Source organism: Rathayibacter sp. AY1C2, assembly GCF_002931195.1.
Lineage (GTDB): Bacteria > Actinomycetota > Actinomycetes > Actinomycetales > Microbacteriaceae > Rathayibacter.
Window position 1 is genome coordinate 61,807 of the sequence record NZ_PSWG01000012.1, and the last position, 10,782, is coordinate 72,588.

Consider the following 10,782-nt stretch of genomic DNA (forward strand, 5'->3'; position numbering starts at 1 on the left):
GAGCTCCTCCTCCTGCACCGGGGTGCCATTCTGAAACGCGATACATCGCGAGTGGACGAGAGTCACGATATATCTCGATCGCTGCGGTCGGCAACGGGGCTCGGCCGGTTCCCAGCGTCGAGCGGCAGGGACCGGGGCGGGGCCGTGGCGCGGCGAGGCCGGGGGCCGGAGCCGGCGCCGCCGTCGAGGGGGTGAGGGCGCGGCGGGCGCCGTGGTAGACCGGGCGCATGGACCCGATAGCGGCACTCGAGGAGATCGCGGCACTGCTCGAGCGGGAGCGGGCCCCCCGCTACCGGGCGAAGGCGTTCCGCCGGGCGGCCGCGGTGCTGGAGGGGATGGCGTCCGCCGAGCGGGACGACCTCGCCCTCGTGCGGCGGGCCTCCGGGATCGGCGACACGACCTTCACGGTGATCGAGCAGGCGCGGTCGGGCCGGGTGCCCGACTACCTCGCGGAGCTGCGCGGCTCGGCTCCTCCGCCCGCGAGCGCCTTGCGGGGACGGCTGCGCGGCGATCTCCACAGCCACAGCGAGTGGTCCGACGGGGCGACGCCCGTCCTCGCGATGGCGGACGCGGCCCGCGCGCTCGGCCACGAGTACCTGGCGCTCACCGACCACTCGCCGCGGCTCCGGGTCGCCCACGGTCTCAGCGCGGAGCGGCTGGAGGAGCAGCTCGCCCATCTCGCGGGCCTCGACACCGGGCCCCTGCGGCTGCTCAGCGGGATCGAGGTGGACGTCCTCGAGGACGGCGCGCTCGACCAGACGGACGAGCTGCTGGACCGCCTCGACGTGGTCGTCGCGAGCGCCCACTCGAAGCTGCGGCTGCCCTCCCGCGAGATGACGGCCCGGCTGGTCGCGGCGGCCTCGGATCCACGGACCGACGTCCTCGGCCATGTCACGGGGCGGCTGGTGTCGGGCGAGCGCGGCACCCGCCCGCCGTCGACCTTCGACGCCCGGGCCGTGTTCCGCGCGTGCGCCGACCACTCCACCGCGGTCGAGATCAACGCCCGCCCCGAGCGCGAGGACCCGCCGGACGAGCTGATCGCGGTCGCGCTCGAGGAGGGCTGCCTGTTCTCGATCGACAGCGACGCGCACGCTCCGGGCCAGCTGGGCCTGCTCGACTACGGGGCCGAGCGGGCGGAGCGGCTCGGCGTCCCGGAGGAGCGGATCGTGACCACCTGGCCGGTCGAGCGGCTCCTGGAGTGGACCCGCGGCTGAGGATCCTCGCGCGTTGCGCAAACGAACTGCGGCCATCACCCCCTTGACAGGAGGCCGTACCGCGGGAGGAGATCCGACGCAAGTGGCGAAATCCCAGCCGCCCACGCGGCATGCTCGGTACCGGCCCGCTCCTCCTGGGCCGCTCCAGCGGTCGGGAGTCGCGCTCCGTCGCACTCTCCACTCCGACAGACCAGGTGAACCATGGCCACGCAGACCGCTCTCGACGCCGTACGCGCCGCTCCCACTCTGCTCGAGGCCGTCCGGATGGCGGATGAGCTGACGGTCGCCGCGGTGAGCGACGGCGGCGGCCGCGCGGTGCGCCTGCTCACCCGCGCCGCTCTGGACCCCTCGGACCAGCTCACCGCGATCGCGGCCGTGCACTCGCTCGCGCAGGTCTTCGACGAGGAGGCCGACCTCGCGCTGCTGATGCTGCTCGAGGACGAGCGCCCGTACCTCCGCGAGCACGCCGCCTGGGCCTTCGGCGGGCGCCTGCCCCGCCCCGCTGCGCTCGGACCGCTGCTGCGCCTGGTCCGCGACGGCGGCTTCTCCGGCATGCTCGCGCAGCGCACCGTCCTGCTCTGGGCCTCCTCGACCCCCGACCTCGTCGCCGTCGCGCTCGAGGGCGCGCTGCTCGGCGAGCGCGAAGCGGCGGCCCGGGCACGGCTCGTCGAGACCCTGGGCCTCGTGCCCGGTGCGATCGCCGAGCGCACCCTCCTGCACGTGGCCGCCGATCGCGCGGAGGGGCTGGAGGCGCGGGCCGCCGCGACGGACGCGCTCGGCGAGCGCGGCTCCGACGACGCCGAGCTCCTGCTCACCGGCCTGGCCGAGGAAGCGGCGCCGATCGGGCCCCTCGCCCGGCTCGCCCTCGGCGACCTCGCCCCCGCACCGGCCGTGGAGGCAGGGCCGACGGTCGCGCAGCTCTTCGTCCACGCCGACATCGACGGCACCCTGACGCGGGTGGGCGCCGGCGACAACGGCGGCATCGCGACCCTGCTGGTGCGCCTGGGCGACTCGCTCGTCGAGCAGGAGGGCATCGACCGGGTGCTCACGCTCTCGCGCGGGACTCCGGCCGAGGCCGAGCGCGCGCTCGGCGAGCTGCCCGACTCCGGCCACGGCTTCGCTCCGGTCCCGTTCGTGGGGCCGCCCGTGGCCATGCCCCAGGCGTGGAGTCGCCGCATCGCCGCCGAGCGCGGCATCCGCCGGATCCTGCGCGCGGCCGGCCGGGTCGACGTGCTGCACCTGCGGATGGCGGACGTCGGATCCCTCGCGGCGGCCGCGGTCGCCCGGGAGCTCGAGATCCCCGTCGTGTTCACCCTCGCTCCGGACCCGCACGCCCTGATCGCGGGCCTGGACGCCTCCGGCGCCCTCACCCGCGCGGACTTCGGCGAGCGCGACGCCGCCGAGCACTTCTGGTTCCGCGTGCGCCTGGTGCAGCGCCTGGCCGCCGACGCCGCGCACACCGTCCTGTTCCCGCGGGAGGAGCTGGCGGCGACCATCCGCGAGCTGATCGGCGTCGACATCACCGCGCACCCGGAGCGGCACACGATCGTCCCGGAGGGGATCGACGTCGGCCTGGTCGAGCGCGGCGAGGCGGCCGCACGGGCCTCCGCCGCCGGTGAGCCGGTCGCGCTGGACGAGGGCGGCGACCTGGCCTCGCTCGACCTCCTGCTGGAGGAGCTGCCCGAGTACCGCCGCGGCCTCCCGCTGCTGCTCAGCGTGGGCCGCCTGCACCGGGTGAAGGGGATGGCGGCGCTTGCCGAGGCCTGGGCGTCCGACCCCTCGCTCCGGGAGCGCGCCAACCTGCTCCTGGTCGGCGGCGACCTCGCCGACCCGAGCCCCGACGAGCGCGAGCAGCTCGACCGCATCCGCGCCGTCGCGTCCGACGGGCTGCTCCTGGCCGGCCACCGCCCGAACGGGACCGTGGCCCGCTGGCTCGGCGCGATCCGGCACGGCCGACCGGGGCTCTCTGCTCCGGGAGGCGCCTACGTCTGCGCGAGCGTCAAGGAGGAGTTCGGCATCGCCCTCCTCGAGGCGCTCTCCGCAGGACTGGTCGTCGTCGCTCCGGCGACAGGCGGGCCCGCGACCTACGTCGAGGAGGGGGAGACCGGCTTCCTGGTCGACACCGCCGACCCCGCGGCGCTCGCCGCCGGCGCCGCCGCCGCACTGGATCTCGCAGGAGGGCCTCTCGGCGAGCACGCCGCGGCCCGCGGGCGCGCGATGGTCGCCGAGCGCTACACGGTGCAGGCCATGGCTCATGCCCTCTCGGGCGTCTACGCGCACGCGACCGCAGACCAGGAGCTTCCCCTCCGCTCGCCGCTCGTGCTGGGGGCCTCGTGACCCTGCTGATCATCAGCCCCGACTACGCGTCGCACCTGCTGCCGCTGGCGACCCTCGGCACGGCGTGGCAGGAGGCGGGCGAGCGCGTCGTCGTGGCCACCGGCGACGCGACGCGCTCCATCGTCGACGGCTTCGGATTCGAGCACATCGCGCTCCGGCTGGGGCGCGGCTCCAACCCGGGCACGATCCGCGCGGAGGAGCAGGCGCCCGACGAGGGCGCGTCCCTCCGCGGCTTCTTCGACGCCACCCGGCGCGGGATGGTCCCGACCCTCTCCTACCAGGCGCGGGAACGGCTCACCGACCTGCTCTGGGATCCGGCCGGCGTCGCCGCGCGCCTGCGCGTGATCCTCGACGAGGTGCAGCCCGACGCGATCGTGGTCGACCACCTCGCCTTCACCGCGCGCGTGGCGCTGAAGGCACTCCGCGTGCCCTACGGCGACGTCGTGCTCGGCCACCCCAGCGCGCTCACGGTGCCCGGCGAGGTCTACGGCTTCCCCCCGGTCTGGCCGGACGCCTTCGCCCCGGAGCCGGACGACCTCGATGCGCTCCGCGCCCTCTGCGAGCAGGTGCGCGACTCCTTCACGGCGGAGTGGAACGCCGCCCTCACCACCCTCGACCCCGGGGCGGCGCCCAGCGCCGACGCCTTCGCCGAGAGCGGCGACGTCCTGCTGCTCAACTACCCGGGCGAGCTCCACGACTCGGCCCGCACCGCTCAGCTGCCGCCGCACGCGTTCCTCGGCTCCGCCGTCCGCGAGGAGCCCGATGACGGGGAGGTCGAGGAGTGGCTCGCCGCGTCCGAGGATCCGGTCGTCTACGTGAGCTTCGGCAGCTTCCTCTCGGTGCGCGACGACGTGCTCGCCCGGGTCGTCGAGGCCCTGGCCGGCGTCGAGGTCGGGCGCAGGCCCGTCCGGGTGGCTCTCGCCTCCGGCGCGACCGAGCGCTCGGCTCTAAGCGAGATTCCCGAGGGCTGGCTGGTCCGCGGCTTCCTGCCGCAGGTCGCGCTCCTGCGCCGGGCCGTGCTCGCGGTCAGCCACGGCGGCAACAACAGCGTCACGGAGGCGATGACCGCGGGCGTGCCGCTCGTCGTCCTGCCGTTCTCGACGGACCAGTTCGCGGGGGCGGCCGCACTCGAGGACGCCGGATTCGCCGCCGTGCTCGACCCCAACGCCGCCTCCGCGGGACAGCTCGCGGAGGCTGCGCGGCGGATGCTCGCACTCGACGCTCCCGCCCGGGAACGGCTGACGGCGCTCGCCGAGGGCCTCGCCCGCGAGACGGGGCCGCAGCGGGCCCTCTCCGCCCTGAGCGGAGCGACCGTCCAGCGCTAGCCTGGGCCGATGATCGAGCCGACACCCCGGGACGCGCCCCTGCGCGCCGAGCGGGACGCTGGGCGGGCGGAGCCGATGCTGGGCGCTCTCGGCGCGTTCGGGCGCTTCGAGGGGATCGTCCCTCCGCTGTTCGAGGCGGCCGTGCGGATCCTGCACCCCTCCGACGACCCGCCCCGGCGCTGGCGCGAGGTCGCCGAGCGGGAGGGGACGCTCCTGCATCCGCTCGCGCAGTGGTACTCGCTCACCGGCGAGCATCCCGACGAGTACGCGGAGCCCCGCCTCGGAGTGCTCCCGCTCGACGAGCTCGCGGCCGTCGCCGCCGTGCTCGCGGAGCACACGAGCACCCCCGACGACTGCCTCGCCGTGTTCTGGGAGGGGTTCGGCGTGCTGAGCGGCGGGTCGCGGATCCTGATCTCCCGCGCGGACGCCTCGGACGAGCTGCCCGAGTGGATGAGCGACACCAGGCCGACCGGCTGGGAGCACCCCGAGACCGCCGCCGCGGCGACGGTCGAGCTGCCGGGGCGGGAGGGGCCTCTGCTCTCGCTCGACGTCAGGGTGCTCGAGGACACCGCGTGGGCGCGCGCGGCGGGCTTCGCCGACGCCTCCGGGCTCGTCGTGCAGACTCCGCTCGCGCTCTGGCCGGAGGACCGGGCCTGGTACCTCGCGAGCGAGGTCGACTTCGACTCGACGCTGATCGGCGGCTCGCGCGCCCTCGTCGACGACCTGCTGCGGCTCTCCGCCGCGGGACGGATCGAGGCGCTCCTGCTGCCGGAGCAGGTGGACCTCACGAGCACCGGTGACCGGCTCGACCCGAGGCGGCGGTGACGGGGTGAGCGACGAGGACGACGAGCGCTGGCTCATGGTGAAGGGCCGCCGATGGCGGCGCACCGACCCCTCGCTGCCGGAGGACGTGGTCGCCGGCCTCACCTCGCACCTCGGGCGCGGGCGCTCGGGAGTGCGCTCCGCCAGGCTGCACGAGGACGCGGAGGCGGAGGCGCTGGCGCTGGCTCGCAGGAGGGTCGGGCTCGCCAAGCACGGGCTGGGCGAGCGCGGACCGGCATGGTGGGACGAGCCCGAGGCCGATCGGCTCGAGCGCGCCCGCGAGGCGCTGCGGGCGCTCGAGGAGCTCGACGCTCCGGAGGACTGACTCGGCTTCTGCATCCCCCGAGCGTGCTCGTCGGGCGAGGCGGGCGGGGAATGCCCGAGCGGATCCGGGGAGAGCGCGCGGAACCGCGGCCTGTGGAGGAGGACCGCCTCCGCTGAGGCCGCCGACCGAGGCCGCCAGCCGAGCCCGCCCGCCCCTAGCGGAACCTCACCACGAAGCCGTCCTCCGGCCCGGTCGGGAAGCTCTGCAGGCTCACGCGCAGATCCTGCCCGTCCTCGACGTCGTACGGGTGCCCCGCGGCCAGGAGCTCCAGCGCCGCGGACAGCAGGTCGACGGTCGCCGGCTCGCCCGGGCACCGGTGGTCGCCTCCGTAGTGCCCGCCGCCCTGGGCGATGAAGCCGTTGCGGTCGACCGGCGACCGGAACCGCTCCGGATCGAAGCGGCCCGGCGCCTCCCAGTGCGAGCCGTGGTCCGTCGCGTAGAGGTCGAGCAGCATCCACTGCCCCGCGGGAAGCGTCTCGCCGCGGAAGTCCAGCTCCCGGCGGGCCCTTCCTCCGACCATCGGGAAGAACGGGTAGAAGCGCCGCACCTCGTTCGCGAACGCGACGCGCTCCTCCTGGTCGGCGAGCCGCTCCCGCCACTCCGGATGCCGGTGCAGCGCGAGCGCCGCCAGCACCACGAAGCGCCCCACCGCGACCGTGGGCCGCAGCAGGTTGATCAGCTCCACCGCGGCGACCTCGACGGGGAGGAGGCCGCCGTCCTCGTTCTCGTGCGCGATCCGGTGCAGGGGAGTCGGGGAGGGTCCGGCCGTCCGGCTCGCCTCGATCAGGCCGCGCGCCCACCGCTCGGTCGAGCGGCGGCGGAGTCGCGCGGCCCAGTTGGGCGGGCCGAAGCGCCCGGCGTTGTCGATCATCGCCCGGAGCTCGTCCGTGCGCCGCAGCACCTCCTCCTCGTCGGCCTCGATGCCGGCCCAGGACAGGACCGCGCGGCCCAGGACCTCCGCGGCGACGTCCTGGAGGCGGACCCGCTCGCCGGTCAGCCGGGCGGCGGACGCCTGCCACTCCCGCGCGAAGGCCCGAGACCAGCCTCGACCGCTGCTCGGGCGTCTCCACCAGATCCAGGAACATCCGCTTCCGCCTCCGGTGCGGCTCGTCCTCGAGGGTCTGCACGCTGCCCTCGTCCTGCAGGAGGTGCAGCACGGAGCCGGGCAGCGCGCCCTCGCGGTCGAAGCGCCCGCCCTCGTAGAAGAAGCGCGCCGCCTCGATGCCGCGCGCCATGATCACGGGCCGTCCGAGGATCCGGGTGCGGAACGCGTCCGCGCCCACGTCGTCGAAGCGCCGCGTCCCGAAGAGGTAGCCGTCGGCGAGGACGGCCGCGCTGCTGTCGATCGCGGGGAGGACGGGGATCGAGGCGGCGATCAGCCGGCCGATCCCTCGGTGTCGTCGCCCTCGGCCTGCGAGGGCTTGTCGACGCCCGCGTCGTCGACGTGGTCGTGGTTCTGCGGGTTCTCCTGCGGCTGCTCGGTCCGGTCGGTCATGGTGCTCCTCTCGCGTCGGCGCGGTGCGCGCCTCGCGGCCACGGTAGGAAGAGCGTGGCGGACCCGGGTACCCCGTTGACTCGCGGGGGAGGGGCGGGCAGACTCCGCCGCCCTCAGCGCCTCCGCAGGAGGACCGGCGCGGTCGCCCAGACCACGGCGAGCAGCAGCAGCACGCCTCCGCCCGCCCAGAGCCCTGCCGGCCCGCCCAGCACGACGTCGAACACGAAGCCCACGACTCCGACGAACAGCAGCGATCCCGCCGCGAGGCACACCGTGACCACCCGGTTGCCGAACCGCACCAGCTCGGCCTTCCTCCGCCGCTGGAACAGCAGCCGGTGGGCGATGACGGGCGCCAGCGCCAGGATCGTGACGCACGCGGCGAGCAGGACGAGCACGAGGTAGAGCGCCACGTCGGGCGGCGCGAGGTCGGCGAAGCGCTGCTGGAAGCACAGCGTCAGCAGGAAGCCGCCCAGGATCTGCGTGCCGGTCTGCACGACCCGCAGCTCCTGCAGGATCTCGTTCCAGTTGCGGTCGGATCGCTCCTCCACCGTCTCGTCGCGACCGGAGTCGGGGGCGGAGGGGTCGACGGGTCGGTCGCTCATGGGACGAGGGTAGAGCTCAGGCGAGCAGGGACTCCGCCAGCGAGATCGCCCCGCGCACCCCGGACTCGTCGCCGAGGGCCGGGCGCACGATGCGGATCCGCCCGCCGCCCGTCCCCGTCGCTCCGGGCGCGCCCATCAGCCGCTCGACCTCGGCCTCGACCGCGGGGACGAGCCCCGGCGTCTTCGACACGCCTCCGCCGACGACCGCGAGCCGCACGCCCGCGACGTAGGCGAGCGTCGTGACGAGCTGCGCGAGGTAGTAGGAGCTGAAGCGGAGGTTGGCGGCCGCCTCCTCGGGGCCGAGGCGGGAGCCGTCGACGCCCCAGCGCGCCGAGATCGCGGGACCGGCGACCAGGCCCTCGAGGCAGTCGCCGTGGAACGGGCAGGTGCCGGCGAAGCCGTCCTCGGGGTGGCGGCGGGGCAGAAGGTGCGCGACCTCGGGCCAGCCGCTGCCGGCGAGGAGCCGTCCGCCCGCGATCACGCCGCCGCCGACTCCGGTGCCGACGGTCAGGTAGACGAAGTCGTCGACTCCAGTTCCGGCGCCCCAGCGGGCCTCGCCCAGGGCGGCTCCGTTGACGTCGGTGACCAGCGCGAGCCGCGCGCCCGGTGCGGCCGAGCCGATCGGGCCGAGGACGTCGGTGCCTTCCCAGCCGAGCTTCGGCGTGGAGGTGAGGTGTCCGTAGGTCGGCGAGCCGGGGTCGATGTCGAGCGGGCCGAAGGAGGCGACGCCGACCGCGGCGACGGTGCCGTCGACTCCGTGGCCGCTGACGAAGCCGGCCAGATCGGCGAGAGTCTCGGCGGGCCCGCGGGTCGGCAGGGTCGTCGTCGCGAGGATCCGCTCGGGATCAGCGGCGTCGGCGACCGCCGCGACGACCTTCGTGCCCCCGGTCTCGATGCCGACGAGGAGGGGACGGTCGGCGGTGGCGCTCATGGATCTCCAGGGCTCGTGCGGTGCGTCTCGGGTCTCAGCAGGCGGACAGCGAGCGCACCTGCGCCGACAGGGTCAGGGGGCTGCCGAGGAGCAGCACCTGATCGAGGTCGTGGCCCTGCATCTTCACACGGGTGCTGCGCGGCAGGCAGGTCGGCTCGCTGAGGTAGAGCGGGGCGCCCTGCTTCGCGGCGACCGGGCCGACGGCCAGCGCGTCGGCGAAGCCGGTGGCGGTCGCGAGGTAGACGGTGTCGCCCAGCTCGGACGGCGGGAAGACGTCGTTGAGGCGTCGGCTGGTGTCGTGGCGGTCCGTCCCGGCGATGCGCGACACGGTGCCGGCGATCTTCGCGGCGCGCAGGTCTGCCTCGACGGCGGTCGAGATCGACGGCGCACCGCCGAGCAGCTGCACGGAGGAGGGGTCGAGTCCGGCGAGGGTGTCGCGGGTCGGCTGGTCGAGGCGCGAGCGGGCGCCGTCGACGAGGAGGACGGGCTCGGCGCGGCGGCCGGCGATCGGAGCGACCGAGAGGGCGTCCGGGAAGTTGGTGCCGGTCGCGACGAAGACGTTCTCGTAGCTGCCGTCGGGGAAGGCGTCCTCGACGATCCGGCGCGAGGTGTCGTAGCGGTCGACGCCCTCGATGCGCTCGGTCGGGATCCCGAGGGCCTTCACCTGCTGGAGCACCGACTCGCTCACGGAGAGGGCGCTGCCGACCACGACGATCCGCTGCGGGGCGAGGCGGCGCAGCTCGGCCGCCACCACGGCGGGCAGGACGCTCGGGTCGGTGAGCAGGAGGGCGCCGCCCTGCTTCGCGGCGGCGGGGCCGGCGCTCAGCGCGTCCGGCCAGTTCGCTCCGCTGGCGAGGTAGACGACGGGGGCGCCGTCGGCGAATCCGGAGGCGGTCACCGCGACGGCGGTCGCGTACCGGTCGGTCCCGGCGAGGCGGGCGACGTCGGAGGAGTAGGCGGACGGGAAGAAGTCGATGCCGCTGCGGCCGCCCGGCGGCACGGAGACGACCGCGCGCTCGTCGAGGCGGGCCAGGCGCGAGAAGTACTGGTCGTCGTAGGCGGGGTACCCCGGCTCCACGAGGCGCAGGAGGTAGTCGCCGGCGGGCAGGGCGAGGTCGCCCGTGTCCCACGCGCGGGCGGCGCCGGGGGCTCCGGTGACGGGGACGGTGTCGAGGAGCGAGTACGTCCCTCCGTCGACCCACCAGGCCTGCACGTCGAAGGAGGGGGAGGAGACGCCGGGGACCGCGTCGGCGGTGATCGATCCGGACAGCTCGGCGCTGCGCAGGAGGGAGATGGCGACGGACTCGTCGGTCCCCCGGGTCGTCCTCGCGGCCTCGGCGACCGGGGTGTCGCCGAACCAGGTCGGGTACCAGTCGTCGCTGCCGATCAGGTTCGCGCGGACGGTGAGGGGCTCGCCGCCGGGAACGGGGAGGGAGAAGTCCGCGCCCGTGTTCGCCTGGGCGACCACGTCCCCTTGGGCGTCCTCGACCTGGACGTAGAAGTACGGGTTCTCGGGGGCGGGGTGCTCCTCATCGGCGTCGCGGAGCGCGATGGTGCCGGACAGGACGACCTCGGCGGCCGCCTCCTGCGCGGCGCTCGCGCCCGGGAGATCGGGGGCGGCGACGGCCGGACCGGCGGCGAGGCCGGCCAGCAGGAGAGCGGAGACGCCGATCGCGGCGAGGGGGCGTGCGGGCACGGCGGGCCTTTCGGCAGGATCCGCGGGAGGCCGCG

9 protein-coding genes are annotated in these 10,782 nt (G+C 75.4%); 5 read left to right on the forward strand and 4 right to left on the reverse strand.

Annotated features, from left to right (window positions below):
- The first annotated feature begins 227 nt into the window (after nucleotides 1–227).
- From C5C55_RS10275 to C5C55_RS10295, 5 genes are all read left to right on the forward strand, one after another.
- The gene (locus C5C55_RS10275; RefSeq protein WP_104233851.1) at nucleotides 228–1,214 is read left to right on the forward strand and encodes a PHP domain-containing protein; all 987 of its coding nucleotides are present in this window, start codon (nucleotides 228–230) and stop codon (nucleotides 1,212–1,214) included.
- Between the two features lie 201 nt (nucleotides 1,215–1,415).
- On the forward strand, nucleotides 1,416–3,551 hold the full coding sequence (locus C5C55_RS10280; protein ID WP_104233852.1) for a glycosyltransferase: 2,136 nt from the start codon (nucleotides 1,416–1,418) through the stop codon (nucleotides 3,549–3,551).
- Nucleotides 3,548–4,876, forward strand: coding sequence for a glycosyltransferase (locus C5C55_RS10285; RefSeq protein ID WP_104233853.1), 1,329 nt, complete (start codon nucleotides 3,548–3,550; stop codon nucleotides 4,874–4,876). The genes C5C55_RS10280 and C5C55_RS10285 overlap by 4 nt, the downstream gene beginning before the upstream one ends.
- A 9-nt stretch (nucleotides 4,877–4,885) precedes the next feature.
- A complete protein-coding gene (locus C5C55_RS10290; protein ID WP_104233854.1) occupies nucleotides 4,886–5,701 on the forward strand; it encodes a hypothetical protein in 816 nt (271 codons plus the stop codon).
- 34 nt (nucleotides 5,702–5,735) lie between these two features.
- Nucleotides 5,736–6,023: a biopolymer transporter Tol gene (locus C5C55_RS10295; RefSeq protein ID WP_374954240.1), complete on the forward strand. Its 288-nt coding sequence runs from the start codon at nucleotides 5,736–5,738 to the stop codon at nucleotides 6,021–6,023.
- A 154-nt stretch (nucleotides 6,024–6,177) separates the two neighbouring features.
- On the opposite strand, the gene C5C55_RS10300 is transcribed toward C5C55_RS10295, so the two are convergent.
- The 4 genes from C5C55_RS10300 to C5C55_RS10315 form a co-directional block, all read right to left on the reverse strand.
- Nucleotides 6,178–6,924: a cytochrome P450 gene (locus C5C55_RS10300; RefSeq protein WP_104233855.1), complete on the reverse strand. Its 747-nt coding sequence runs from the start codon at nucleotides 6,922–6,924 to the stop codon at nucleotides 6,178–6,180.
- Nucleotides 6,925–7,631: 707 nt separating this feature from the next.
- A complete protein-coding gene (locus C5C55_RS10305) occupies nucleotides 7,632–8,120 on the reverse strand; it encodes a DUF6328 family protein (RefSeq protein WP_104223741.1) in 489 nt (162 codons plus the stop codon).
- A gap of 16 nt (nucleotides 8,121–8,136) precedes the next feature.
- Nucleotides 8,137–9,051: an ROK family protein gene (locus tag C5C55_RS10310; RefSeq protein WP_104223740.1), complete on the reverse strand. Its 915-nt coding sequence runs from the start codon at nucleotides 9,049–9,051 to the stop codon at nucleotides 8,137–8,139.
- Between the two features lie 34 nt (nucleotides 9,052–9,085).
- Nucleotides 9,086–10,747: a cell wall-binding repeat-containing protein gene (locus tag C5C55_RS10315; protein ID WP_104233856.1), complete on the reverse strand. Its 1,662-nt coding sequence runs from the start codon at nucleotides 10,745–10,747 to the stop codon at nucleotides 9,086–9,088.
- Nucleotides 10,748–10,782: the final 35 nt, after the last annotated feature.

Coding starts and splice junctions, on each gene's coding strand:
- C5C55_RS10275 (WP_104233851.1), top strand. CDS start 228: ATGGACCCGATAGCGGCACTCGAGGAGATCGCGGCACTGCTCGAGCGG.
- C5C55_RS10280 (WP_104233852.1), top strand. CDS start 1,416: ATGGCCACGCAGACCGCTCTCGACGCCGTACGCGCCGCTCCCACTCTG.
- C5C55_RS10290 (WP_104233854.1), top strand. CDS start 4,886: ATGATCGAGCCGACACCCCGGGACGCGCCCCTGCGCGCCGAGCGGGAC.
- C5C55_RS10295 (WP_374954240.1), top strand. CDS start 5,736: ATGGTGAAGGGCCGCCGATGGCGGCGCACCGACCCCTCGCTGCCGGAG.
- C5C55_RS10305 (WP_104223741.1), bottom strand. CDS start 8,120: ATGAGCGACCGACCCGTCGACCCCTCCGCCCCCGACTCCGGTCGCGAC.
- C5C55_RS10310 (WP_104223740.1), bottom strand. CDS start 9,051: ATGAGCGCCACCGCCGACCGTCCCCTCCTCGTCGGCATCGAGACCGGG.